This window comes from Lysinibacillus xylanilyticus (assembly GCF_001708185.1).
In the GTDB taxonomy this organism is placed as follows: domain Bacteria; phylum Bacillota; class Bacilli; order Bacillales_A; family Planococcaceae; genus Lysinibacillus; species Lysinibacillus xylanilyticus_A.
The window spans coordinates 357,201-383,485 of record NZ_MDDN01000001.1; the positions used below are offsets into that span (position 1 = coordinate 357,201).

A 26,285-nucleotide genomic window follows, 5' to 3' on the forward strand; every position below is an offset into this window, starting at 1 on the left:
AATGTGTTAACCAGGCTCATCACCATAACGTGGGGTTGATTTCCGTTCCGACTGGGCGCTTTTTACCTGTCAAACTATTTCCTTTACAATAATTTCCGTTCCTAATTTTAACTATTTTTTTAATTTTCGTATATAAAAATAATAAAAACACCCTACAATAGCGACGAAAACCCCAAAATATATTCCATATCTCGTAGCTAGCGCAGAAATATATTCCATATGTTTTCCAAAGAACAAACCAAGTGTAAAGTAGATCAATGTCCAAACAAAACCTGTTGTGTAGGAATACATCGCATATTTTTTAAATGACATGTTATTCATACCCACTAAGTATGGAATGATATGTCTTACAAATGGTATAAAATAGCTTACGACTAAAGCAAAATGCCCGAACCTTTCTATTAGTTCTTTTGATTTCAATAAATGTTTAGCATTTTTCTTCTTCACCAATTTATCAAGTATTTTATGACCAAATACTTTACCTAGGATATATCCTAAAGAAAGTCCTGACACTACACCTAAATACGTTAATATAAATGCTTTAATCACACTCATTTTTTCTAATGAAGATAGAAATCCACCACTCATAACGATCATCTCATCAGGAAGCGGCATACCCACGATTCCTAGCCATAAGCTAAAAAATAAAGCAAAATAACCATACTGCTCAATAAATGATAAAAGATCCTGTAACCCCATTAACTAGCCCTCTTATTTCCTAGTTTACAGCTCAACACATAAGCTGGCGGAAAATTAACCCACACTTTTTCATGTGAAATGTTCTCAAAAAATTGTTGAATAAAGGATTTTCTTACAAGCGAATATTGGAATGTAATAAATTCTCCATCCTCTAAGCAATCCTTTACATTATGTAAAATTCGTGATGAAACGGCTGGATTCAACGATGTAAAAGGTAACCCAGATACGACATAGTCAATTTTTTCGATATTTAATGCTGCCATATACATGCATAAATCCTCAGCTGATCCATGTATAACAATTACACTTGGCTCATGCTCAAATTGTTGACGGAGCCTTTCACAAAAAATCTCATTATATTCTATAAGAATTAGCTTCGTAGTCTTCTCTTTTCTTTTCATTAGTTCTTTTGTAAAGGAGCCAGTGCCTGGGCCTAGTTCAACAATACATTGGGCTTTTTCAAAGCAAATCGTTTCAACCATTTTTTTTGCTAATTTTTTAGAACTAGGCGAAATTGCACCTATATTTTTTGGATTTTTTATAAATTCAGTAAGAAACGTTATAAATTGCATTCCATTTTTCTCCCCGCTCATGAGTAATATTTGAATGTTTTAAATATACCGAGCATTTCTTAAAGAATTGCGAGGGAATTTCTTAACTTTTTCTTAAGAGTCATAAAAGGTCATTAGTTCTAATAATATTTTCCTCAAGAAAATAGGCATACAATTGCTTCCAATGGAATAGAAACCTATATAGATACATTTACGGAAAAATAAAGTGGGGTGTGAAAGGATGCTTAAAGTAAATGATGCAAAAGAAATGGTACTCAGAATTGTGCAACATGACCCATTATTTGTCGTTATACAAAATACGCCGCCTCTAGAAGAAACACTTTATAATGACGACTATTTAGCGCATATTGAGGAATCAAATTATTATTCTACTTCAGATGTCGCTGGCTGGTTTGAAATAACTGATGCGAAGCTTCGTTATTACATTAAACCATTTGAACAGTATATTTTTGATAGTGCTGTGAATAGCCCAAACACCAATATTCGTTTGAATCTTCCTGCCATTTTAAGACTTCGTATGATATTACTATTAAAGGATGAACACCGCGTTAAAGGTTTGAAGCTTTTACTTGGCCTTGATGATCATGCTCAACTCATTAACCATCAAATAACTGCGACAACTGTAGGTACTGATGATTTAACCAACAAAGTCGATGTTCTTGGAAACGTGCTACAGCAAATGATACAAACAGGACTCTTCAATATCTTTCCAACTGAAGAGCATGGAGCATTACAAGTAACGATTAATCAAGATTTTCTTGCGCAAAAATTTCAATTACTATCCTCCGAATCTAGTCTTCAAGTTGAAGAAATTCAAAAGGAAACAGCTGAACTTAAAGAAGAAAACGAAAATTTACAAAGGCAAATTTCAGAGCTGCAAGAGGATAGCGTGAAGGATATTGTCCAAAAAATTCGTGAACGTCATATTGAAAATGAAATTGTATCGACATTGCGGACAGAAGCATTACAGCAATTTTCTACGCAAAACAAGGTAAGTTTCTTTACAAAAATTTTCCGCTCCTCACAAATTGAGATGGAAAAAGAGCAATTTGTGTTGAGCTATATTTCGAAGCACCTGGAAGAACGTTTAGAAGTAGCACTGCATAATTATTATGGGAATTAAATACCTTTTCTTTAGAAATCACATAATTTTTTCCAAATTATCATTCTTTAAATACTTAAAAACCTTTGACCTAGTGGACATTTGGTTCCAGTCAGAAGTTTTTCGTGGGAAAATAACGAGCCTCCTCAGGGTAACGTGCTGTAGGTCACGAAGGTGTTGTCAATGGAAGTGACGATTACTTTTAACCCTCCCTGAGGGGTCTCGATTACCCATTTGTACCCGAAAAACATTGTATCGAAAATTGTTTACTTCAACTACAGGACTCATCACCCCTTCTGCATTTCTCCTTATTTTCGAAGAATAACACAATTTTTTCCTTCCCCCTCTCCCTTATCTGTTACACACAAGGCACCTCATCCTAAAATTCACTTGATCATTCCCTAATCCCTTTGAAAAAATATCCATATCTTAAATTGACCACATTGGTCAACTCATATATAATCATGTTAAAAATAAACTGAAGGGAGAAAAAACTTGTATCAAACATTCCTTAATTTAGAGGTTGAAAAACAACATAAAATTATTAACTCAGCACTCAAAGAATTTTCCATCAATAATTACGATACTGCTTCAACAAATAAGATCATTAAAGATGCCAAAATTTCAAAAGGTATTTTGTATCACTATTTTGGTAGTAAAAAAAATTTATATCTTTACTTATATGAATACGTTACAACGATTTTCATTGATGCAATCAATAGCCGCTTAGATTTTGAAGAACCTGACATATTTAAACGCTATGAACAAATCATGAAAATAAAATTAGAATTAATTAAGCAGTACCATACTTTATTTGATTTCCTTAAAAAAACGTATATCGAAACAAGTTTAGAAGTAAGAAGTGAGCTCGATCAATCTAATTTAACTTTACAAAATAGTTCCTATGAAAGTGTGTTTGCAGGAATTGATTACGATTTGTTTCATAAAAATATAGATAGTAAAAAAGCAATAGATACCATTCGGTGGGTTACGGATGGAATAAGTCATCGATATGAAGAACAATTAAAAAGTAATATAGATAACAGTGAGGCCTTTAACCAACTTTTAGAACAATGCATGGAGGAAGCAAACGATTATTTTCAATTTTTAAAGCAATTAGTATACAAAAACACAAAGAGGTGAATTGTATGACAATGATTGAGGTCAATAATTTGACTAAAAAATTTGGAGAATTTTATAGCATACAAAAGGTGGACTTACAAATTAATAAAGGTGAAGTATTCGGATTTTTAGGTCCAAACGGTGCGGGTAAATCTACAACAATCCGGCATTTAATGGGCTTTTTACAACCGACAGAAGGACGTTGTTTCATTAAAGGATTAGATTGTCGTCAATCTACGGCTGAAATACAAAAATTTATTGGCTATTTACCAGGTGAAATAGCTTTTATTGATAAAATGACGGGTCAACAATTTATTAAATTTATTGCGCAAATGCGAGGATTACACGATTTAACAAGAGCACACGAACTCATGCAATACTTTGAATTAAATGCTACAGGGCTTATAAAAAAAATGTCAAAAGGGATGAAACAAAAAGTTGGCTTAGTTTGTGCGTTTATGCATAACCCTGAAATCGTCATTCTAGATGAACCAACAAGTGGATTAGACCCTCTAATGCAAACAAAATTTATTGAATTTATTTTAGCTGAAAAAGAAAAAGGAACGACGATTTTCATGTCCTCTCATATGATTGAAGAAATCGAAAAAACTTGTGACCGTGTAGGCATAATTAATGCTGGGAAGATTGTTGCAACCGAAACAATTGCTGACTTAAAAAAACGCAAATCAAAAAAGTTTTTAATCGAATTTCACAACGAGCAGGAGCTATCTCGTTTCCTAGAAGAACCATTTAAAATTGAAAAAATCGGGCCAACAAAAGCCATTGTAAAAGTTCAAGGGAATGTCCAAACATTGCTTCCAACATTAGCAAACTATCAAATTCTTGACCTTGATGTGATTTCTCAATCTCTTGAAGATATATTCATGCATTACTATGAAAAAGGAGGTACAGAATCATGAACTTTACTTTGCTAAAACATGAAATGCTAGCTACTGTAAAACTATTTTGTATTATACTCGCTGTATTAATGCTATATATCATTAGTATTGTCTATATGTATAACCCTGAAATGAGCAATACCCTTAAACAACTTACAGCAACGATGCCCGAAATGATGGCGGCTTTTGGTATGAGTAATATAGGTGATTCATTAATTGAGTTTTTATCTACCTATCTGTATGGATTTTTATTACTAATTCTTCCGTTAGTTTTCATGATCATGTTAGCAAATAAGCTCATAATGGGCTATATCGATAATGGTTCCATGGCATACTTAATTGCAACACCGAATACACGTTTTAAAATCGTCTTTACACAAGCTTTCTTTTTAGTTGCTAGCATCTTTATACTTCTCTCGACGACAACTTTGGCTACAATCATATTTTCCGAGATTTTATTTCCAAATGAATTGGATATCACTGCTTTCCTGACATTAAATATCGGTCTTTTTTTCTTACACTTTGCCATTAGTGGCTACTGTTTTCTTGTTTCGTGCAGTAGCAAGGATTTAAGAACTTCTTACGCGTATAGTACCGGAGTGCCCATACTGTTTTACTTAATTGAGGCGCTTGGCAATATGGGGGGCTCTTTAGAAAAGCTTCAGTACTTCACTATTTATTCGTTGTTTGACCCAGAAAAATTAATGGCTCAAGATAGCTCGTCCATTTGGATGCTAGGAGCATTATTTTTAATCGGGATGCTATGTTATATGTTGGCTATTCGTGTTTTTGTTAAAAGGGATTTGTATTTATAATGTAAAAATCTGCTTGCTTTCTCTGAACAAGCAGATTTTTATTACTAATACACGTGAAACCTGTGTTAACATTCAATACTGCGTAGACGTTAAATTACAAATAAACAGCACTAAACGGGAATGAATTGTTGCCAATTCCTCCACACTTACATCCTCATTTCCTCTGTCTAACCACTCCTGAATAACTCCCAAAATTGCAGAAGCTAGAAAAGCCTTTAAATATTGCTGGAAACCTGAATCTTGTAATTCCTCTCCAATAACGGATAGTCTGTCTAATATTTGATTACTAAATACTTCCTTCATCCTTTTGCTAAATGCTGGGCTTCCCTGCTCCCCTAAGATAACTCGAAAAGCTGTAGCATGCTCTTTAATGCATGTAATGACTTCAACAAATGGTTGATATAGCTGCCCCGTTTTTAATATGTGAAAGGCTTCTAATGGTTGCACATGTTTAACATAACTTTCTAGTTCATTTAATAGCTCCTGCTGCAAATCCTCCATTACTTCAAACTTATCCTTATAATGTAAATAAAACGTTCCTCGATTAATGTTTGCAGTAGAAGCCAGATTTTTAACGGTTACTCGTTCAAAGCCTACCTCTTCTATTTGTATAATTAATGCATTTTTTATAGCTGACTTTGTTTCAAAATTCATCATTTTATGGATAGACATGTATACCCTCCGTTCTATTGACACTTTATACCAACTTGTTCATTGTAATAGCCAATATGCTAACGTAAAATTTTATTAGTATCAACACTGTGTTCAGTAAAGGAGAGAGAAATTTATGGAAGCTTTAGCAATTTTCTTTTGTTTAGCCATTACCCTACACAATATTGAAGAAGCTATATGGTTACCTCAATGGTCACAGCACGATTCAAAGTTTCAAAAAGCTGTGACGCCAAATGAATTTCATTTCGCAGTGTTTGTGATTACAGCTTTAGCTTATTTATCGGCATTTTTCTTTATCTTTTTGCCCCAATCTAATTTTGCGAAATGGTTTTTCGTTGGGTTTTTAGGCGCGATGATGATCAATGCTATTTTTCCGCATCTTCTAGTAACAATAGTCATGAAAAAATATGCACCTGGACTTGTAACAGCATTACTACTTAATATTCCAATCAACTCCCTAATCATTCATAGGATGTTCGAGACTCATTTAATTGGATGGACAGAGCTACTATTTTCAACGATTCTAGTAAGTATTAGTTTGTTAGCGCTTATCCCATTTTTGTTTAGGTTAGGAGGATTAATTTCACCTGGCTCGAAAACGTAGTAATCCAAAATCACTTAACACTTTTTATTTGTTTGTTTATTGTAATTCCCAATACACTGCCTTAAAATTTCAGGTATCAACACTATGTTCAGTAAAAGGAGCGATAAATAAATGGGAAACAACGCAATTTCACTAAACTCCATTGAAAAAAAGTTTCATCAAAAACAAGTAATTGCCCCGCTTTCCTTAGAAATTCCAAAGGGACAGCTTATTGGCTTACTTGGTCCTTCAGGCTGTGGGAAAACGACGTTAATTAAAATGATCATGGGAATGATCAAACCCGATAACGGCAATATTCAAGTATTAGATTTTATCGTCCCTCATAAGCAATTACTGACGGATATCGGCTATATGGCACAATCGGATGCACTGTATTTGGATTTAACCGGTGAAGAAAACCTTCATTTTTTTGCTAAGCTTTATCGATTATCAAAAAAAGAGCGTGCTGAGCGTGTCAATTATGCTGCAAGCCTTGTTCATTTAACGGATGATTTAAATAGTAAGGTATTGAATTATTCTGGAGGGATGAAACGGAGATTGTCCCTTGCAATTGCTCTTATCCAAAATCCAAAGCTGCTGATTTTAGATGAGCCAACTGTTGGTATTGATCCAGTATTAAAAAAAGAAATATGGCAGGAATTAATTCGATTAAAAAACGATGAGCATAAAACCATTTTAGTAACGACACATGCAATGGATGAAGCAGAGCGCTGCGACCAGTTGGCTATGCTACGCAATGGGCGGATCATCGCACATGGAACACCTCATGATTTGAAAGCTCATTATCAAGCAAAAGATTTTGATGAAGTATTTTTAAAAGCTGGAGGTGAAGCACTATGAGAATCGGCGCAATTGTTACAAGAATTATTCAGCAAATGGTTCGTGATAAACGTACACTTGCCCTATTATTTTTCGCACCACTTCTTGTACTTTCGCTAATGTATTTTGTGTTTAACAGTGATGAACCTGAAGTAACACTAGTTGTTTCAAATGGACCTGTACAGCTAATTGAAAAACTTGAAGCTGCGGATTTCCATGTCATCGAAAACAATGATTTTACTATTGCCAGTCTAAAAGAAGAAAAATATGATGGCTGGTTAGCTTTCAATCAATCTCAATTAAAGCTCACATTATTAAATGATGATCCGTCTACCGCCAAGGCTTTAAAAATGAAGCTTTCTCAGGTTTTACAGCCAGAGCAATCTTCTAAGATGAAGTTGACGACTGACTATGTATATGGCGATGAAAATACCGCTATTTTTGATATTTTTAGCCCGATGCTTATAGGTTTCTTTGTTTTCTTCTTCGTCTTTTTAATCACAGGTATAGCTTTGTTAAAAGAACGAACTTCAGGGACACTGGAACGTTTACTAGCTACGCCGATTAAACGTTCTGAAATAGTTGCTGGCTATATGATTGGTTATGGTTTATTTGCCTTACTTCAAACGACTATTATTGTATTATTCGGGATTTATGTCCTGGATATCGTACACGTTGGTTCAATTTGGCTCGTTCTACTAATCAATATTATCGTCGCACTTGTTTCATTATCATTAGGAGCTCTCTTATCAAGCTTTGCTGCTTCAGAGTTTCAAATGATGCAATTTATTCCGCTTGTCATTGTACCGCAAATTTTCTTTTCAGGTATTTTCCCACTCGATAATATGGTTGAGTGGCTACAAAATATAGGTCGAATCATGCCACTTTACTATGCCGCTGACGCGTTGAATGGGGTTATGTATAAAGGTTATTCCTTTAGTGACATTTTCTCAGACTTAGCCATTCTCACTTCCTTCGCTCTTGTGTTTATTACATTAAATATTGTAAGTCTTAAAAAATATCGATCATTATAATCAAAAGGGTCTGCTCAAATTGGGCAGACCCTTTTTGTAAACTAACCAAAATTAGAAAATTACACCAATTTTCATTAGCAATAGAACTAATATTCATCTATACTAAATTTACAGTTACTGGTCTTGGACTTTGTACATCGTAAGTATACATAAATAGAAATAACAGTGATTTAGAATAAGAAAGCAAAAAAATAAAGGTGTGTAATGATGAATACGATTATGGAAATCCAGAACATCTCTAAACAGTATAGAGGTAAGCAAATTTTAGAGAATGCTACATTTTCTATTTGTGCCAATCAAATAATAGCTCTTGTAGGAAAGAATGGCTCAGGTAAGAGTACCCTTCTAAAGATCATTGCAGAATTGGTCGATGCTGACAGTGGTTCCATTGTGAAACATCGACAATCATTAAAAATTGGATATGTGCCAGAAGTGACGCCTTCACATATTTTGTTTACACCTGAAGAATATCTTTATCATATGGGCAGCATTCGAGGTATGACCAAAAAACAACTACAGCAAAGAATAAATGACTTACTTGAATTATTTCATTTACAGGATGCACGGAATATCCGGATTGATCATTTTTCCAAGGGTATGAAGCAAAAGGTTATGATCATGCAGGCAATGCTTGAAGATACAGATCTGCTAATCTTAGATGAACCATTGTCAGGACTCGATCCTAAAGCACAGAGCGATTTAGAAGAAACCCTCTCTATTTTAAAGGACAGAAGGTTAAGTATCGTTTTAACATGTCATGAAACAAAATTACTTCAACATCTTGTTGATACCGTCCTTGTTATTCAAAATAACAAAGTTATTCAAAGTGATTCGACACATAAGAGGAAGACATCGAAAAATAAATTAATTTTTGAAATTTCAAGTGAGGAATTAGTTGATAACCTATTACCTATTCTTGAAATTCAACAACAAAGTCTATTAAACAACGGTTATTTTGAGGTAATCACCTTTATTAAAGCACAGGATACAGACCAAGTATTATTAGAGCTACTACATAAAAAAGCCGCAATTAAACAATTAATTCCGATAAATGAAAAGGAGGAACAATTCTATACCCATTTTTAATGAGGAAGAATAGACGCCGACATGACTAGTTTATTACGCTATCAATTTATCAATTATTTAAGAACCTATAAATATGTTCCACCCTTTTCAATTTTCATTTTATGTCTTGTTGTAAACTATACCTTTGTCCCCAATCCAATTTTAGATAGCTATTCGTTTACAGCTATCATTCTCTTCTTTCTAATGGGATGGTTTACAATCACACTATTTCACGCAGAAGATGAAGAGCAAAAAGTAATTACCACGCTTCATGCAAAAAGTCGAAAACAGTACAATTTAGGAATTTTTATAATCTGTGGCCTCATTGGTTTAGGCCTAAGCTGTGTATCCGTAATCTACCCTACTCTAATCGGTGCCTTTGAAGAAGAGCCAAGATTTATACATCAATTACTAGGATTCCTATCACATTTTAGTTTATCTGTACTAGCCATTGCACTTTCAGCTATCTTTACAAGAGAACTCGTCAAAAACAATCAAAATACTTGGTGGGGTGTTCTTAGCATCTTAATTGTTTCTGTTGTGATCGCTACCTTAAAAGAGTCGATTCTTCAGATAAAGGGACTGATTTGGCTACTTCCACCCGTCCACCTGTCATTGGAAATGATGAGTTCAGAGGATTCTATAAAAACAATACCGAACAACTTTTATTCGCAGTTTGCTTGGATATTTATCTATGCAAGCCTAGTTATAGCGTTGTTCTTCCTCCTGTCAAATCGAAAAAGGAAATAAGATTTCTAAAGAAAGAGAGACATTTTATGTTAAAAAAGCGAAAGTGCTGATTATAGAAGACGAAGGTTATTTAAATACGGTATGTCAGAATTTGCAAACAGTAAATTGGATCGACGTTTCAAACAATACTGGCTGGGCAATTTTTCGTGCGTTAAATGATGAGGGCAATATATAATAAAAGAAATTCAAACTAGATTGGTTGTGATGAAATGGAAACAGTTCCCATTCCTATCGACGCTGAACATATTGTTAGCACCTCTAGTAAAGGCGATCAATCGAAATGGCGTATCGGCAACAAGTGGGTCAAACAAAATGCACGAGGTTATGAAGGGCAAGCAGAAGTATTAGCTTCCCTCATTCTTGAATGCTCAACTCTTGATCGTTCTAAATATGTCGTCTATCAGCCATGTATCATTCAGTTGGCTGACGGTGAACAATTTGAAGGCTGCTCCTCACTCGACTTTCGTGGTACAAAACAGGAAGTGACACTTGAGCGCTTGTTTGAAGCAAATTTCAGCTCTACTGACCCTATTACAAATAACAAAACACTTTCTACTAAAGAAAAATTCGAGCAATTAATGGCGCAGGTTGAGCAGTATACAGGACTCGTTGTACATCAACAGATTGCACAGCTATTCGCTTTTGATGCCCTTATTCTAAATGAAGATCTGCATACAAATAACATTTTATTTTTATACGATCCAAAAGAAAAAACATGGGAGCTGGCGCCTATTTTCGATAACGGGCTTAGCCTATTATCCGATGAAAAAGACTATCCATCCGGCAAACCTTTAACGATTTTAAAGCGAAAAGTAAAGGCAAAACCACTGAATTCATCTTTTACAAAACAACTTGCTCTTTACGAAGGACCACCCTTTATTGATAAGGAGAAATTAGTAGCGGCAATCGATCAATCACCGTACGATTTTGGACGTGCTAAGGACGTATTACTTTCACAGTTGCGTGATCCAGTTTTGAAACATTTATTCATAGAAGGAAGTGAATCTATTGATTGATTACATGACTTTTGACGTGATGTGGATGGATGACATTATTGCAAATGTTGATTTAAAACCGACTGATGGTGGCACACCGTATGTCATTAACTATATTGAAGATTTTAACAAGCAATTTTCACCGACGATGGAGGGGCATATAACCTTAGAAGAACTGGAGCGTTGGCTAAAATGGCGAACCTTCCCCCCTACTCGGGTCAACGCAAAAGAATTACTGGCTTCACTAGATATGCAAGCCTATAATCGCTGGGGCATCGTGCGAAAAACACACGGTGTCATGGCAGATGATGAGATTTGGATTCGATTTAAAGGCGAAACCCTCACACATCGGGATGTCTGCTTACGCAAGGATTTATATTATCCTGAGGAACCAAATTTTCTAGATTTTCAATAAGTTAACTGATGGAAGACTTATGCTGAAAGAAGTTAAACTAGCTCTCAGACGTATTCTAAATCGAGTTGACGGATGATTCCCCAACTCGATTCATCTGGGCGCTCTTTAAGAAAATTAGCATCAAACAGAGCGAAAATTTTTAGCAAAGAACAGATAAGAGTATAAAACAAGAAAAATGAATTCCTTTTTGTATCGAAAGGAATTCAACTTTTCATAACTTTACAATGATAAAATTATTTGATATCTGAGAAAAAATCTTCTTCAGAAAAGACCTCAATATTATTTCTTCTGAGCAACGCGGTAGTTACGCCTACGCCAACTAATTTTGTCCCATTGAAATCTCCATTGTAAATCATTGCACTGCCACAGGATGGACTATACTCTTTTAATATAACCTTAGTTGCACCTAGTTCAAGTGCTTTCTGTAATGTTGCATATGCACCTTTTAAATAAAGCTCCGTTACATCACTGCCAGATTTTCCAATCACTCTCGCTTTTCCAACAAGAACGTCTTCCCCATCACCGCCAACTATTTCTGCTGGCACACGAGGCGTCGAAAAACCGCCCATAAGTTCAGGGCACACAGTTACCGCCTTATTTTCTAACACAAGCTGTTGAATTCTTTCATCTAAACTATCTGTTCCGTTATAACGTACCTTTAATCCTGCTAAGCAGGAGCTTATTAAAATCATATGCGCACCTCATTTTTTAGCAATTTCGTATAAGTATCACTATAACTTATTAGAAAAGTCCGTCAACAGCTCTTACAATGACTTAAATTGCTTCCTTGCCCCTCAATTCTTTTTTAATGAGCGATATTGATTCTTTTAACTGACTTTAATTATTTAAGTAGCACATTCATTTCACTGATTTATGCTACTATTTCTTTATCTAGATTTTTTGAACTAGTAATACTATGCATGACAAAAAAGAAAAGTTATCAAAAATGCAAATATGATTTAATTAAAAAGCAGATCAATGGTGGAAGCGTACTGACTGGAATCTGCCAAATTCAGATGCTTGAAATTTTCGCTTTGCCATTTCAAAAGGAGGAAAAAGAATTGGTTGAATTTACAATCTGTTTTCTTAAATAGGGTGACAAAATATTACTACTTAATAGAGATTATCCAGAGTGGATGGGAGCTTGGAATGGTGTAGGAGGAAAGATTGAGAAAAATGAAACCCCACTGGCCGGTGCATTACGAGAAATTAAAGAAGAAACAGGCATTGCACTTCAGGATATTACATACAAAGGAAAAATAACGTGGACTGATGGTACAACCAACTTTGGCTGTATGTATGCTTTTATTACTGAATTGCCAGAGTCCTATCCATATGTGACACCAATTAAAGTCGCAGAAGGCATTCTCGATTGGAAAGATCTATCATGGATTTTCCATCCTAAAAACGTCGGAATAGCAGATTTAAAATATTACTTACCAAAAATGCTAGAAGAAACAAACAACTATGAATACATATTTACATATAAAGAAAGTAAATTGATTGACGTGACTACTACTCCATTAGCACAAACAATTATTGTCTAAATACAACAAGTCTCGTAAACGCGACTGTAACGTTTACGAGGCTTGGCTGTTATTTTCTTGGCTGTGCAAATCGCATTCTACACATCGACCAGTTAAATGATGTTTTTTGAATTCCATCATGAATATCCCACAAATTATCAACTATTCGTACTTCAACATTACGTTTAAACAATTCCTCAAATAAATTTTCCACTTCAAATTTAGCAATAGGATATTGCGTTGTTTCACTTGTATAATAACCAGCATTTTGATCCTGTAGTGTAAACCCTTGGATATCAAACTCATATAAGTAGAGTTTCGTATTTTTCATCGTCTCAAACCACTTGCTTTCAATAACAATAACGTGTGAACATTGTGTCGATGCTATAAAAACTCGTTTATCCTGTTCCGTAGTAGTAGCACCAATATGATAACAAACACGCGGGCAATTTCTAGGTGTTAAAAAGTTAGGCAAACATGTATCGTTGATTGCCCATACTAGCCCTTTTTTCGGATCTAAATCTGGTCGATCCGGTAATCGGGGATGAAACACTGTCATATCATTTTCCTCACTGACATGAAATATTCGCACATGTTTCCCTCCTTTATTTTCTTAATTTAAATACGATAAAATCTGCACAATGTAAATCTTCCTCGAATTGTGGATACTTGGTAAGCATCTCTTTTGAAGGCATCGGTTCGATAACGTCTTCTATCGTAAATCCTGCTTGAATAATTGCTTTCATATAGTTCGTTAATGTTCGATGATAAAAGACAATTTTTTCATCAGAATCTAGCGGAAGCTTTTGATCATATACACCTTCATAAAAATATCGCTGAACTTTCCAATACTGTTGGTCAAGTTTTCCATTTCTGATCCATCCGCTATTAGGCGTAATAAAGCAAGGATGAAGAATCGAAAAGATGAATGTGCTATTTGGCTTTAACAGGCGATACATCTCATTCAAAGCTGCCTGATAATTCTCTAAATCTTGCAGAACCATATTGGAAACAATACAATCGAACTGTTCATCTACTAAAAAATTGAGATTTTCACAATTACCGTGTTTATATTGTATAGTGACTTCCTCACGTGTTCTTTCCCTAGCAATTTCCAGCATTTTTTCTGAATAATCAACAGCTGTGACAATTGCTCCTTTTTGAGCAAGGATTCTACTTAAATAACCTTCTCCACATCCTGCATCTAATAGCCTTTTCCCATGTACATCTTCCAATAATGAAAAAATGGCTGGATTCAATAATACTTCACGGTGTATATCACCATGCTCATCGTAGTTTACTGTAAACCTTTCTGCATGTTGATTCCAGCGTCTAATCGCCTCTTCCGTTGTTACTGTTCTTTTCATTCTATTTCCTCATTTCTTTATAGAATCGTAACGTTACGTCTTTTGTGCACATCAATATTTTTTTATATCATGTAGATAGAGGCATGCCATCTTTAGATAAATATTCAAGCCAGAAATCCTGATTGGATTTCTGGCTTTTCTAATTTAAGGACTAGATTGAGTTTTGATAGGCAATGCATGATCTAAAGTCTCCTGTCGTTTAACAGTGATCCATCTTCCACATACCATCACAATCAATGCAAAAAATACAATGACTCCTGCAAAGATAAGCGCTGCCTTATAGCTATTATAAACGGCCACAAGCTGACCAGCGATGATTGGACCAATAATTTGTCCAAATGCATAAAACGTTGTTAACAATGATACTACTGGACCGCTTTGCGTTGGGAATAGCTGACGTGCATAAGATGTCGTTAACGTCACAATTCCTACAAATGTTAAGCCGAATAAAAACGACGATAATAATACGCTCCATGCTGTTTGTGAAAATACTGGTAACAAGATACCTAAAACTTGCAATATGTATGCCACAAACAATATTTTAATTGCTGAGAATTTCTCTAATAATACAGTCCAAACAGGTGCTGACGGTATGGCCGCTACCCCAACAATGACCCAGCTATACGAAGAGTACTCTTGCAGTGAAGGAATATTATGAATGATATCCACTAAAAAAGTACCTGTGATAATATAGCCTAACCCCTCTAAGCCATATGCGACAATCAGCCATGGCATAAAGCCCGTTGTCATTTTTGCATCGGAGGATTTTGCGGTCCTCACACTATCCTGTACATCCAAATCTCTCCAAAGTATAAATGTCATTACTAAAAACAGAGCAGATAAAACCCCTAAGCCGATCCACGTACCTTGCCAAGCAAAACGCGCTTCAAAAGCAGGTACGAATAAACCTGAAATAGCAATTCCTAATCCAATACCACCAAACAAATAGCCTGACCATCGTGTAAGGGCATGCTTTGCTAAATAATCCATAATAATGCTCGATGTTAAGACAAAAATAAGTCCCCCTGTGATGCCTGCAATCAGACGAAGTACAAGCCAAATACTATATATTTCAATGATTCCCATAAGAACAATAGAAAGGACATTCAAAATAACACTTAACAATAAAAAGTTCTTTTTTTGGCGATTGATAAATCCTGCCCACAACGCGCCAATAAAATAGCCAATATAATTACTTGATGCCAAAAATCCTGCAACTTCAAACGAAAACCCGACATCATTACGCATAAATGGCAAAATTGGTGTGAATGCAAATCGGCTAATTCCCATTGCCACTACAAGTAATAGCACCCCTCCAAATAAAATTCCAACATGCTGTCGATTCATCTCGTCCCCACCCCCTAAAAACTTTTTGTAATTAAAAGGATACAGAGGGAAAATTAATAAATCTAATATATAATTTATATAAAAGGATAAAAATTTTTTATAAAAGGTGGATACTTAATGAATTTACATGCTCTTAGATTATTCACAAAAGTAGCTGAACTCAAAAGTGTTTCAAAGGCAGCACAAGCTCTAATGATTAGTCAGCCTGCCGTTACCATTCAAATTAAAAATTTAGAAAAAGAACTAGACTTAACTCTTTTAGAATCGAAAGGTAGAGGAATTACCTTAACACAAAATGGCGAATTTTTATTTAAACAGGCTCAGCGATTATTTGATTTAGAATTGGATATTGAACACAAATTAGAGCAATTAAAAAACACCGGTAATGAAGAATTACAAATTGCTTCTACCCATGTTCCATCCCATTTTTTATTACCGAAATGGCTCGCAAAATATAAGCATGCCTATCCGACAACAAATATCCACATAAAATCGGCTAATTCTCAACAAGTTATTGAAGAATTACTTCACTATAAGGCTGATATTGCTTTTATCGTAAAAGAGGACGGTCATCATCCAGATATTAATTACCAATTTCTTATGAATCTCGATTATTGGTTTATCATCCCATACGGACATCCGTTGGCAGATCAAACAGTGACTTTAGCGGAATTAATGCAAGAGCCATTTGTTTCACGAGAAGATGGTAGCTCCACAAAAGAATATTTAAACGCTTTATGTAAGGTGCATAAAATCCCGCCACCCAGAGTAGGGCTGCAACTGGATGGTATCAATGAATCAATTCACGCCATTGCTGCTGGATATGGTACGATGCTAGCTCCATCTATAGCAGCTTCAAGCTTTCTTCAACGGCAGCAAGTAGCCCGAGTTTTTATAAAAGACATCGACATTCAGCGTCCTATTTATCTATGCACACGGAAAAATGAACAAAGTACCTCCTCGACCTTTAATACTTTTATTAGTATCGTGAATGACTCAATTTCATAGCAACCTCTTTTTTAAAAATTGAACTACACAAATTTGTACAACAACAAATTGATGTGTAGTCTTTTTTGCAAAAATTTGTAACTAACTATATCTCAATTGCTCATTACCAAAACGTGGGGGTGATTTCCGTTCCGACTGGGCGCTTTGTTGCTGACGCTTCGCTTTCGCACAGATAAAACATTTGCCGCTGACGCTTCGCTTTCGCGCAGATAAAACATTTATTGCTGACCTTAGCTTTCGCGCAGATAAAACATTTGTTGCTGTCGCTTCGCTTTCGCGCAGATATAACATTTGTTGCTGACCTTTGCTTTCGCACAGATATAACATTTGTTGCTGACGCTTCGCTTTCGCGCAGATATAACATTTGTTGCTGACGCTTCGCTTTCGCGCAGATATAACATTTGTTGCTGACGCTTCGCTTTCGCGCAGAGCAGAGCTCCCGGGGGCGTCCGATGAGCCGCTTGGGCCTATACGATGTAGGTCATGAAGGTGTTATCACAGGACGTGAAGGTTTTAGCCTTCGTTCCTCTATCGCTATCCCCAAGGAGGCGCCCAGCCTCCACTCCAGTCAACTAATATACAATGCATACGTTTTAACAAAAATAATCCCAAACTTTTGGTGTAGAAGCATCTCGATAATTCCAAAAAGAGGTAGGAATAGACAAAACTTTTTAAAAAACCTAAAACCACCCTTGTTAATATTCGTCTTTTTATAGACTTGAAAGTTTAAATAACCTATAATAATCCATGCATACATAAATACACGAACATTAAGGTGGTTTTTATGACTAATTATACGTTAATTTTCAAGGGAACGGCTTTTTCAAGTAAGTCTCCTACTGAAGTACAAATTTTAAAGGATCATCTATTCTTCATTAATGCTGACGGGATGATTGAAAAAACTGTAGCTCCTGAACAAGCAGATTATCAAAATCTACTAACTACATATCAACATCAAGAAAATTTCCATCAATTAGCTGCCGGTCAATATTTCTTACCAGGCTTTGTCGATTTGCATGTACATGCACCACAATGGGCACAAGCTGGAACTGCATTAGATATTCCACTTTATGACTGGCTAAATACATACACATTCCCTATCGAATCCAAATTCTCTGATTTAGAGTTTGCACAAGAGGTCTATGGAGATTTAGTAAGCACTCTTCTTGCAAATGGAACGACTACATCACTCTATTTTGCAACAGTCCATAAAGAAGCGAGCCTGCTATTAGCGAAAATTTGTGCTGAAAAAGGACAACGAGGTCTAGTTGGGAAAGTTGTGATGGATGATCCTGAACAAAATCCAGACTATTATCGCGATGCAACTACGCAAACTGCATTAAACGATACAGAAGAATTTATTGTAGCTGTAAAAGAATTAGCAAAATCAACGAAACAGGGTGTTTATCCAGTTGTAACACCACGCTTTATCCCAAGCTGTACAGACGATGCTTTAAAAGGTTTGGGAGAGTTAGCTGCTAAATATGATACACATATCCAATCTCATTGTAGTGAAAGTGATTGGGCGCACGGCTACGTAAAGGAACGATTTAAGAAAAATGATGCCTTTGCTTTACATGATTTTGGCCTACTGGGCGATAAATCTGTGATGGCACATTGTAATTTTTTAAATGATGACGATGCACAGTTATTTGCTGAAACAGGCACAGCAATCGGTCATTGTCCAATATCCAATGCTTATTTTGCAAATAGTGTCATTCCAATTGCCCGCTTCCATGCAAAAGGCGTAGATATCGGATTAGGGTCAGATATTTCAGGTGGTTTCTCCCCTAGCCTATTCGATAATGCTAGACAAGCTGTTATGTCATCTAGAATGCTAGAAGACGGTGTTGATCCATCTCTTCCTACTGAAAAACGAGGTGTTCCACATTCACGTATTACGATTAATGAGGCATTTTATTTAGCAACAGCAGGTGGCGGAGAAAGCTTAAGCCTACCTATTGGCCGTTTACAGGAAAACTACACATGGGATGTACAAATTATCGATACTAACATACCATCTGCAAAACTTCCTATATTTGATAGCAAGGAAGATTTACAGGATATCTTCCAAAAAATTATGTATCTTGTGCGCCCAGAAAATATCCGTGAAGTTTGGGTACAAGGTAATAAGGTTCACGCTAGAGCATAAATAAAAATTCTAAATTTACAATTTTGAGGTGTACATCTTAGTGGAAACGCAACATAACAAATTAGCTAACGATAAAATGAAAACTCAGCAATTAACAGTTTTACCAGATGAAAAGGTGTCATTCGGTCAATCAGCTTTACTTGGTTTACAGCACGTTATGGCAATGGACGTCTATGTAGTGCCTTTCTTAATTGCCATGTTAATCGGTTTACAATCAGGTCAATCAAGCGCATTGATTCAATCGACATTTATTGCCGCAGGGATCGCAACGATTATCCAAACTCATTTTTGTATGAAGCTACCGATAGCACAAGGTCCTTCATATGTTCCTCTTGGCGCCATTGTAGGTATTTATGCTACAAGTGGTGGTGGAGATCTTGGCTGGAGCACTGTGCTAGGAGCAAGCTTAATCGGCGCTATTTTAGTCATTATTTTAGGTTATACAGGTATATTCAATAAAATCGTCAATACTTTCATTCCTCCACTTGTCGGAGGGACAATTATCTTTGTTGTCGGTCTTTCATTAATGCCTGTAGGTTTAAGTAATAACATTTTTAACGCAGCGGGTGCATCTATTAACCAAAACATCTATTTGGCTCTCATTTCAGCTACCGTTCTTATCGTTTGCGTTATGCTAGGTGCAGTCTTTCATAAAAAAGGTCGCGTATTTCGTATCACTTCAGTAATCATTGCTTTAATCGCAGGTAGTATTGCCGCGAATATGATGGGTGTCTTAGATTTATCAGCGGTATCACAAGCAAAATGGTTTAGTATGCCTCAAATTCCATTTGTAGATTTCGGCTTTACGTTCAATTTTTCAGCCATCATTACAATGGTTATTATTTATATCGTCTTAATGGCAGAAACAACAGGTACATGGTTTGCAGTGAGTAATGTCATCGACAAACCATTAACAGATAAACAAATTAATCGAGGCGTTATCGGAGAAGGAATTGGCTGTTTCGTTGCTTCCTTACTTGGCTCAACTCCTGTCACTGGCTATTCAACAAATGCTGGTGTGATATCGATCACAGGTATCGCAAGTCGCCGTGTTTTTATTGCTGCAGGTTTTTGGTTTGTATTATTCGGCTTCTCTGGTAAATTAGCTGCTCTTATTTCTGCAATTCCTTCAGCAGTTATAGGTGGTGTATTCGTTATCGTTTGTGGCATTATTGCGATCAGTGGTTTACAAGTAATGAAAAATGAACACATTGGTGAAAAGGAAATGTATGTAATCGCAATACCAGTAATTTTAACATTAGCCCTAACATTACTTCCTAAAGATTTCTTATACTCATTACCAACAACTGTTCAATATTTATTCGGCTCTCCAATTGCAACAGCTGCTATAGTAGCCATCGTTTTAAATAAAATATTACCTAGTGTGAAATAGCTTTAAACTCGATGCACAACTCTCCTATTTTTATAAGAAGAGTTGTGCATTTTCTTATTTATGATGTTTTGCAAACCAACATCCCCTTAGCAACTTAAAATTAGGTATAATTTATTATAATTGACGTTTTAAGATAATAGTCCATTATAAGCAAGGAGGTAGAAAGTTGATAAACATTTTGGTACTAGATGATCATGAGGCCATTGGTGAAGGTATAAAATTATTATTAGAACAAGAAGGCGATCTCCATGTTACTGTTGTAAACTCTGGTGAAGAAACGTTGAATATCCTCCTACAGCAAACATTCGATATATTTTTATTTGAAGTAAATATGTATTTTTTAAATGATTTAGAATTACTAAAAAAAGTGCAACAATTAAATCCTGAAGTAATCAAAATTATCTACACGGGCTATAACATTGAACCTTTTTTCAATGTATTAGTAGAATCAGGTGTTTCTGGCTTTGTTAGTAAAACAGTTTCTACGGAAAATCTTATTACGGCAATACGCTCCGCTCTAGATGGGAATGCCATGATCCCAGTGAAGTTATTACGACAATTAAAAATAGTAGAAAGCCAAAAGAATAAAATGGAAATAATGAATCCGTTAATTCAATATGACCTCAAAAAAAATGAACTAGCTGTGCTTCAATTAGTGGCAGTTGGAAAAACAAATAAAGAAATAGCAGAAAATTTATTTGTCAGTTTACGCAAAAGAACATAAGTTACAATTCACAACTTGGTTTGTAGTGATAGGGGCTATGTTGATTGGTGGTTTTTTTGGGAGCTATGTAATTGGTAAAGAAACAGGAAAGGGAAGATAATGTCCCTGAATATGATGAGCGTAATAGTTCTGACACAAGATGAATTTTACAAACAAGCTGTTCAACAAATGGGCGGTAGTAAAATCGTTACTTTCAGATGGTGTGAATGGGTTGTAGGTGCACTATGTGGCACTGGTGGTGAAATTGCTTGCTTCGCTTTAGCTGCTGCTCTAGGAATTACTCCAGGAGTTGGTGGACTTACTCTTGCAGGAGTATGTGGATTAATTGGAGCATTAGGTTGCACAGGGGCTACATTAGCAATTTGTGGATAGTAAATCGTTTACTGCTTAAAGGTGCTAGCACAGCTTCACACAGACAGTTCACGGACGTACTTGGCTTCGAAAAATCGAAGGAAATACGGTACCATAAGGATTTTGAACTGCAGTTGCCCTAGTCAAAGGTTATAGTAAAAAAATGGATATTTACTATCTCTACTTAAGCGTCTTTCATTTTCTTCAAAAACGGAAGAATTTGAAAATAGAAATTGATGAGGCTGAGAACGTATATTATTCTGAAGAAGATCCTTCAGTTTCACCATTTGTACCACCACTAATTGTTTGGGCTGCTGGAGTACTAGCAGCTGTCGGTCTTACTTGGATAGCTGATAAATTATTAGATTGGGGGCGCACAAAAGTTTTGTGATAAGTATAGAAACAGTAATTCTATAACTAGGATGGTGTGTAATGTCATTGCTCCGTAACCCTATAATGATTGGATTAGCTATGTTACTTACATCTATAATTCAGAAAATTCTGATTAAAATCGGAATATTCAATAACAACTCTTTACCTTTAGAGTTTTTAAGTTATGTCGTAATTTTTTTCATAGTTTATGCATTACTTGACATTAAAAATTTGTATATCCTTATTTTGCAGAGAGAGTAGTGTGAACTACTCTCTTATTTCTGAATAAAGTTAGTTGATACTGAATACAGTAGAACATTATATCTATCCCCAATAGGCCAAAGAACGTTTCTTCATCGCTTCTCGGTATTGCTCGGTTGAGATTGGCAATGCCTTATTTGTTTGATAATCCATAATGACACCGTATCTTCGAACAACATCCATTTGATTAATTTCACCTTTGTTGTACATTTGTTCAACTTCTATCGGATCTATCCCCAGCCATCTATGACGATTTTTGCGAATATAATCACGTTCTTTTAATGTAGCAGCCATATCAATTTCGAAAGCATCCAAATCGCGGTCAATTTCATGGATGATTACACCATAATCTAGCTTCGCACGTTCAATCGAAACATATTCATCAATAACGTCCTCTAAAACAGCTTTGACATCTCGTGCAATTGGGTCGCCTAAACCGCCTCCTCCAGCTGAAGGACGTGTAAAGGTATCGCCTTTCTTTAATTCAATATTGGAGAAAATCGTGCCTAAAAATCTCTCACCCTCTTTGTTTGGATTTAAAATAGCTCCTTGTGCGATAGAAGGTAAGCCGCCCATAATCCCCCATGTAATAGAACGAGAACGATCACAGCAATAGGACATCACGGTTTGGTTGACATCCGTTAAAATACCGCCCTTTTCTACACCACAACCACCACGGTATTGCCCAGGACCTGCAGAATCTATAATAATTTCATGCTTCGTCGTTACAACTGGTGACAAACGCTCTTGCCCTTCGCATGGCTGAACGCTCAATCCTACTCCGAACACTGGTGACGTAGTATTCGCACCATCGCGGTCAATACGTCCACCATGACCACCCGCCATCCAGTCATACCACATAAAATATTCACTACTATCTCGTCGTTGATCATAACCGCCTATTAGTAAATACTCTAAATTAAATGAACATGCGATAGCGCGCTCAGGCATAATAGATGACCATAATTCAAAGCAAGCATTCATAATTTTTTCAAAAGCGCCTGAACAATAGCCAGAGACAGCTACTGGGCTAGGTGCATTGACGACAGAGTTTTCAGGAAGAAATATTTTCACAACACGATAAAACCCCGAGTTCAGCGGAATATCTGGGAAAAATGTTTTGGTTCCTGCATAGGTACCAGAAAGTGCTGAGCCAAAGCCCGCATTTAAAAAACAACTGATATAAGGATGAGAATCACTTAAATCATAAGCTATCTCATCGTCTGTAATGGTCATTTTTACACGAATTGGGATTAAGCCATCTCCTAATTGTGGGTCCATATCGATATAGTCCACTGTTTCCCACTGTCCTTTAGGTAAAGCTTTAATCTTCGCTCTCATTAATCGTTCAACGTAATTTTGAACTTCTTCAAAAGCTGTTAGCACCGTGTGAATACCGTACTTCTCAATCATTTCCTTGAGTTGCTTCTCTCCCACTTTCGCCGCTTCTACTTGAGAACGTAAATCTCCTATACGTTCTTCCGGAATACGCATGTTCATGACAATAATTTTCACTACATCTGTTAAATATTGACCTTTACTATAAATACGAACAGGTGGGATACGTAGACCTTCCCCGTAATGTTCCTTTGCTGTGATATCAAAAGAACCTGGGTTAGAACCGCCGACATCCGCCCAGTGCCCATTTGTTTGCATCATTGCAATCAGTTTGTCATCATGGAACACTGGTAAAATTACACGTACATCACTGAAATGCGTTCCTCCACGATAAGGATCATTTACTAAAAATACGTCTCCTGGATGAATATCATCAGCGAAATCTTCTAATACAGCCTTTGCAGTTAAATGCAATGTCCCTACGTGTACGGAAATATCTTGTGTTCCTTGCATCACCGTATTGCCCTGTGCATCGCATAATGCACAGCTGAAGTCTCGATTATAAATAACAAACGAGTAACACGTACGCAGCATTTGTTCAGCCATTTGATCGACTAAGTTCACAAAGCCATTTTTTAACACTTCAAATGTTACCGGGTCGAGATTTTGAACCTTATCATTCATCTCCAATTTCGTAGTACTCATAGCCTGATTCCTCCTTATCGCGTATTAGTTCACCGTAATAATGATATTTTTATAGGCATCTACTTCCGCTGTAAACCCTGGTGGAATAACAGTCGTCGTATCCAGCTGATCGATAATGGCAGGACCCTCAAATTGCGTATGAACTGGTATTTTATCGCGATGATATACGTTCGTTTCAATATATTTACCTTCAAAATAAACAGGACGTGTTTCTTTGAAAGCATCTTCAAGCGAGCCTTCAGGAGCATACTGCGGGAAATTAGGCTTAGGAACTGTTCCTATAGCTGTGACACGTAGACCAAAAATCTCTACAGCTTGGCCCTGATCGGAAAATGCAAATTCTCTTTCATGTTCTTGATGGAATGCTTCCAAAATAGCATCTAAGGAAGTTATTTGATCGGATACGAGAACGGCCAGAGATCGCCATTGTCCTTTATAACGAAGATCTATAAAATTCGTTAATGACGATGAATTTTCTGCTATTCCTTCCTCTACTAATAACGCTCTTGCCTCCTCCCGCAATTCACTAAATTGATTTGTCAGTTCCTCTACATTTACTTCATCAAGTTTTTTCACATACGTTTTAGAAATATCGTGGCGTACATCTACAAGTAGGCATCCCATTGCTGCTGCCACACCTGGATGAGTAGGAATAATGACTTTTGGAATGTTCAAATCTTTCGCCAAATAGGCACCATGTAATGGCCCTGCACCACCAAAAGCTACGAGTGCGAAATCTCGTGGATCATAGCCTCTCCGTACGGATATTAATCGAACTGCATCACTCATATTGGCATTTGCAACTTCTATAATGGCACTTGCCGCTTCCTCGACTGATTGATCGAATGCATCTGCGATTTTTTTCACAGCATCATTTGCAGCATCTTTGTTTAACTGCATCATACCATCCAACAAATCCACACCCAGACGTCCTAACACTAAATTTGCATCTGAGTTAGTTGGTTCAGTGCCTCCTCGTCCATAGCAAGCTGGACCTGGTACAGCCCCTGCGCTTTGTGGTCCATTGCGTAAAGAACCGCCTTCATCTTTCCATGCAAGACTACCGCCACCGGCTCCTATTGTTAAGATTTCAATGCTCGGGAAACCAATTGGATAGCCATATTCTATCGACCAGTCCTTTGTGATCCGTATATCACCCTTATACATCAGCGAAATATCAGTACTTGTACCACCCATATCTAAGCCGATTGCATTGTCAAACCCGCACAACTTTGCAATATGCTTACTTGCAATTGCTCCAGCAGCTATCCCGGAACTTGCTAATCTAGCAGCATAGCGTGGAACTGTACTCGAAGTCATCACCCCACCACCGGAATGTAAAACTAAAATTTCTTCTTCATAACCTTTGTTCTGCATTTCATAGCTTAACTTACTAATGTAGTTACTCATAATTGGTCCAAGAACAGCATTGATAATCGTTGTACTCATACGTTCATGCTCGAAAATTTCTGGAAGCACCTCGCTTGAAATACAAACATAAACATCAGGTAGTTCCTCTTTTAGAATTTTTTTAACGCTTGCCTCATTTTCCCCGTTCACATAGGCATTGAGGAAACACACTGCAATAGATTCTGTTCCTCGACGTTTTAATTTTTTTGCTAATAAACGAACTTCTTCTTCATCAATAGCTTGAAGAATATTTCCTTCATAATCTATGCGTTCTGTCACTTCAAATCGATCACGTCGTTGAATATAGGGCCTCGCAGTATCCTTATAAGTGTCCCATATATCTTCTTTTGTCCCCCGGCGAATTTCGATGACATCTCTAAAGCCCTTTGTCGTAATAAGAGCTGTTTTCGGTAGCTTTCGCTCAATTAACGCATTCGTTCCAACCGTTGTGCCATGAGAAAAAATTTTAATATCTTTTCCATTCAATCCCGCTTTTTCTACTCCATTTAAAATTCCCTGCTCTGGGTTTGAAGGTGTGGATGAGGTCTTTGTTACAAATACTTCTCCTGTTTCTTCATTAAAAACAAATACATCTGTAAACGTTCCACCAACATCAATTGCTAAACGACTTTGTGTCATAGCTCTACCTTCTTTCATTTAATAGATTTCCTAAACGTATTTTTGTATGAAATAAATGCCTCAAGCGAATGTCACAGATTTTTTAAAATTATTGCGTAGGTTTCGAGAAATCTGTAATCATTACACCGA

General features: G+C 36.3%; 27 protein-coding genes and 1 pseudogene. 18 read left to right on the plus strand and 10 right to left on the minus strand.

All coding sequences use genetic code 11. From position 1 onward, the window contains the following. Positions 1–111: 111 nt before the first annotated feature. Both BFJ97_RS01810 and BFJ97_RS01815 read right to left on the minus strand, forming a co-directional pair. Positions 112–699, minus strand: coding sequence for a DedA family protein (locus BFJ97_RS01810; protein WP_068982938.1), 588 nt, complete (start codon positions 697–699; stop codon positions 112–114). Beyond that, the gene (locus BFJ97_RS01815) at positions 699–1,271 is read right to left on the minus strand and encodes a class I SAM-dependent methyltransferase (RefSeq protein ID WP_068982939.1); all 573 of its coding nucleotides are present in this window, start codon (positions 1,269–1,271) and stop codon (positions 699–701) included. The genes BFJ97_RS01810 and BFJ97_RS01815 overlap by 1 nt, the downstream gene beginning before the upstream one ends. A 220-nt stretch (positions 1,272–1,491) precedes the next feature. On the opposite strand from BFJ97_RS01815, the gene BFJ97_RS01820 reads away from it, so the two are divergent. The 4 genes from BFJ97_RS01820 to BFJ97_RS01835 all read left to right on the plus strand — a co-directional run bounded on the left by BFJ97_RS01820 (position 1,492) and on the right by BFJ97_RS01835 (position 5,209). Then, complete coding sequence (locus BFJ97_RS01820; protein ID WP_068982940.1) at positions 1,492–2,394, plus strand: hypothetical protein; 903 nt, start codon at positions 1,492–1,494, stop codon at positions 2,392–2,394. Positions 2,395–2,868: 474 nt separating this feature from the next. Continuing rightward, the gene (locus BFJ97_RS01825; RefSeq protein ID WP_068982941.1) at positions 2,869–3,516 is read left to right on the plus strand and encodes a TetR/AcrR family transcriptional regulator; all 648 of its coding nucleotides are present in this window, start codon (positions 2,869–2,871) and stop codon (positions 3,514–3,516) included. An 11-nt stretch (positions 3,517–3,527) separates the two neighbouring features. Then, positions 3,528–4,415 (plus strand): ABC transporter ATP-binding protein, encoded by an 888-nt coding sequence (locus tag BFJ97_RS01830; protein ID WP_217492391.1) that lies wholly within the window; start codon positions 3,528–3,530, stop codon positions 4,413–4,415. Then, a complete protein-coding gene (locus BFJ97_RS01835) occupies positions 4,412–5,209 on the plus strand; it encodes an ABC transporter permease (protein ID WP_223553036.1) in 798 nt (265 codons plus the stop codon). Before BFJ97_RS01830 ends, BFJ97_RS01835 begins: the two co-directional genes overlap by 4 nt. A gap of 72 nt (positions 5,210–5,281) precedes the next feature. Here the strand turns inward: BFJ97_RS01835 and BFJ97_RS01840 are convergent, their stop codons facing one another. After that, entirely contained in the window at positions 5,282–5,881 is a 600-nt protein-coding gene (locus BFJ97_RS01840) for a TetR/AcrR family transcriptional regulator (protein WP_068982944.1), read from the minus strand. A 115-nt stretch (positions 5,882–5,996) separates the two neighbouring features. Here BFJ97_RS01840 and BFJ97_RS01845 point away from each other — a divergent pair, with 115 nt between their 5' ends. From BFJ97_RS01845 to BFJ97_RS01875, 7 genes are all read left to right on the plus strand, one after another. Further along, the gene (locus BFJ97_RS01845) at positions 5,997–6,485 is read left to right on the plus strand and encodes an HXXEE domain-containing protein (protein WP_068982945.1); all 489 of its coding nucleotides are present in this window, start codon (positions 5,997–5,999) and stop codon (positions 6,483–6,485) included. 111 nt (positions 6,486–6,596) lie between these two features. After that, positions 6,597–7,325 (plus strand): ABC transporter ATP-binding protein, encoded by a 729-nt coding sequence (locus tag BFJ97_RS01850; protein ID WP_068982946.1) that lies wholly within the window; start codon positions 6,597–6,599, stop codon positions 7,323–7,325. Beyond that, positions 7,322–8,338 carry an ABC transporter permease gene (locus BFJ97_RS01855; protein WP_068982947.1) on the plus strand — a complete coding sequence of 339 codons (1,017 nt, stop codon included), beginning with the start codon at positions 7,322–7,324 and terminating at the stop codon, positions 8,336–8,338. The genes BFJ97_RS01850 and BFJ97_RS01855 overlap by 4 nt, the downstream gene beginning before the upstream one ends. A 219-nt stretch (positions 8,339–8,557) precedes the next feature. Next, positions 8,558–9,424: an ABC transporter ATP-binding protein gene (locus BFJ97_RS01860; protein WP_439097993.1), complete on the plus strand. Its 867-nt coding sequence runs from the start codon at positions 8,558–8,560 to the stop codon at positions 9,422–9,424. A gap of 21 nt (positions 9,425–9,445) precedes the next feature. Then, the gene (locus tag BFJ97_RS01865) at positions 9,446–10,153 is read left to right on the plus strand and encodes an ABC transporter permease (protein ID WP_068982949.1); all 708 of its coding nucleotides are present in this window, start codon (positions 9,446–9,448) and stop codon (positions 10,151–10,153) included. Positions 10,154–10,362: 209 nt separating this feature from the next. Next, positions 10,363–11,169: a hypothetical protein gene (locus BFJ97_RS01870; RefSeq protein ID WP_068982950.1), complete on the plus strand. Its 807-nt coding sequence runs from the start codon at positions 10,363–10,365 to the stop codon at positions 11,167–11,169. Beyond that, a complete protein-coding gene (locus BFJ97_RS01875; protein ID WP_068982951.1) occupies positions 11,162–11,563 on the plus strand; it encodes a hypothetical protein in 402 nt (133 codons plus the stop codon). Before BFJ97_RS01870 ends, BFJ97_RS01875 begins: the two co-directional genes overlap by 8 nt. Before the next feature lie 233 nt (positions 11,564–11,796). Here BFJ97_RS01875 and BFJ97_RS01880 read toward each other — a convergent pair whose 3' ends face one another. Then, complete coding sequence (locus BFJ97_RS01880) at positions 11,797–12,255, minus strand: DUF523 domain-containing protein (protein WP_068982952.1); 459 nt, start codon at positions 12,253–12,255, stop codon at positions 11,797–11,799. Between the two features lie 411 nt (positions 12,256–12,666). On the opposite strand from BFJ97_RS01880, the gene BFJ97_RS01885 reads away from it, so the two are divergent. Next, on the plus strand, positions 12,667–13,110 hold the full coding sequence (locus BFJ97_RS01885) for an NUDIX hydrolase (RefSeq protein ID WP_302621780.1): 444 nt from the start codon (positions 12,667–12,669) through the stop codon (positions 13,108–13,110). A 49-nt stretch (positions 13,111–13,159) separates the two neighbouring features. Here BFJ97_RS01885 and BFJ97_RS01890 read toward each other — a convergent pair whose 3' ends face one another. The 3 genes from BFJ97_RS01890 to BFJ97_RS01900 form a co-directional block, all read right to left on the minus strand. Beyond that, positions 13,160–13,681 carry a DUF6886 family protein gene (locus BFJ97_RS01890; protein ID WP_068982953.1) on the minus strand — a complete coding sequence of 174 codons (522 nt, stop codon included), beginning with the start codon at positions 13,679–13,681 and terminating at the stop codon, positions 13,160–13,162. Between the two features lie 13 nt (positions 13,682–13,694). After that, entirely contained in the window at positions 13,695–14,456 is a 762-nt protein-coding gene (locus BFJ97_RS01895; protein WP_068982954.1) for a class I SAM-dependent methyltransferase, read from the minus strand. A gap of 144 nt (positions 14,457–14,600) precedes the next feature. Then, on the minus strand, positions 14,601–15,803 hold the full coding sequence (locus BFJ97_RS01900) for a YbfB/YjiJ family MFS transporter (RefSeq protein ID WP_068982955.1): 1,203 nt from the start codon (positions 15,801–15,803) through the stop codon (positions 14,601–14,603). A gap of 117 nt (positions 15,804–15,920) precedes the next feature. Between BFJ97_RS01900 and BFJ97_RS01905 the strand changes: the two genes are divergently transcribed. Further along, complete coding sequence (locus tag BFJ97_RS01905) at positions 15,921–16,811, plus strand: LysR family transcriptional regulator (RefSeq protein WP_068982956.1); 891 nt, start codon at positions 15,921–15,923, stop codon at positions 16,809–16,811. 103 nt (positions 16,812–16,914) lie between these two features. Here BFJ97_RS01905 and BFJ97_RS23940 read toward each other — a convergent pair whose 3' ends face one another. After that, positions 16,915–17,175 carry a hypothetical protein gene (locus BFJ97_RS23940; RefSeq protein WP_139114362.1) on the minus strand — a complete coding sequence of 87 codons (261 nt, stop codon included), beginning with the start codon at positions 17,173–17,175 and terminating at the stop codon, positions 16,915–16,917. A gap of 420 nt (positions 17,176–17,595) precedes the next feature. On the opposite strand from BFJ97_RS23940, the gene guaD reads away from it, so the two are divergent. The 5 genes and pseudogenes from guaD (at position 17,596) to BFJ97_RS24480 (ending at position 21,822) form a co-directional block, all read left to right on the plus strand. Continuing rightward, the gene (gene guaD / locus BFJ97_RS01910) at positions 17,596–18,963 is read left to right on the plus strand and encodes a guanine deaminase (RefSeq protein WP_068982957.1); all 1,368 of its coding nucleotides are present in this window, start codon (positions 17,596–17,598) and stop codon (positions 18,961–18,963) included. Between the two features lie 40 nt (positions 18,964–19,003). Continuing rightward, positions 19,004–20,356 carry a uracil-xanthine permease family protein gene (locus BFJ97_RS01915; RefSeq protein WP_068982958.1) on the plus strand — a complete coding sequence of 451 codons (1,353 nt, stop codon included), beginning with the start codon at positions 19,004–19,006 and terminating at the stop codon, positions 20,354–20,356. 166 nt (positions 20,357–20,522) lie between these two features. Then, positions 20,523–21,080, plus strand: a complete 558-nt coding sequence (locus tag BFJ97_RS01920) for a response regulator transcription factor (protein WP_068982959.1) — start codon at positions 20,523–20,525, stop codon at positions 21,078–21,080. Between the two features lie 198 nt (positions 21,081–21,278). Then, a pseudogene (locus BFJ97_RS25775) lies at positions 21,279–21,452 on the plus strand (halocin C8 precursor-like protein); the annotation flags it as partial. Positions 21,453–21,651: 199 nt separating this feature from the next. Next, complete coding sequence (locus BFJ97_RS24480) at positions 21,652–21,822, plus strand: hypothetical protein (RefSeq protein ID WP_175401653.1); 171 nt, start codon at positions 21,652–21,654, stop codon at positions 21,820–21,822. Positions 21,823–22,127: 305 nt separating this feature from the next. On the opposite strand, the gene BFJ97_RS01935 is transcribed toward BFJ97_RS24480, so the two are convergent. Together BFJ97_RS01935 and BFJ97_RS01940 are read right to left on the minus strand one after the other, a co-directional pair. Beyond that, a complete protein-coding gene (locus tag BFJ97_RS01935) occupies positions 22,128–24,107 on the minus strand; it encodes a hydantoinase B/oxoprolinase family protein (RefSeq protein ID WP_083226880.1) in 1,980 nt (659 codons plus the stop codon). A 24-nt stretch (positions 24,108–24,131) separates the two neighbouring features. Next, positions 24,132–26,156, minus strand: a complete 2,025-nt coding sequence (locus BFJ97_RS01940) for a hydantoinase/oxoprolinase family protein (protein ID WP_068983484.1) — start codon at positions 26,154–26,156, stop codon at positions 24,132–24,134. Positions 26,157–26,285 lie beyond the last annotated feature (129 nt).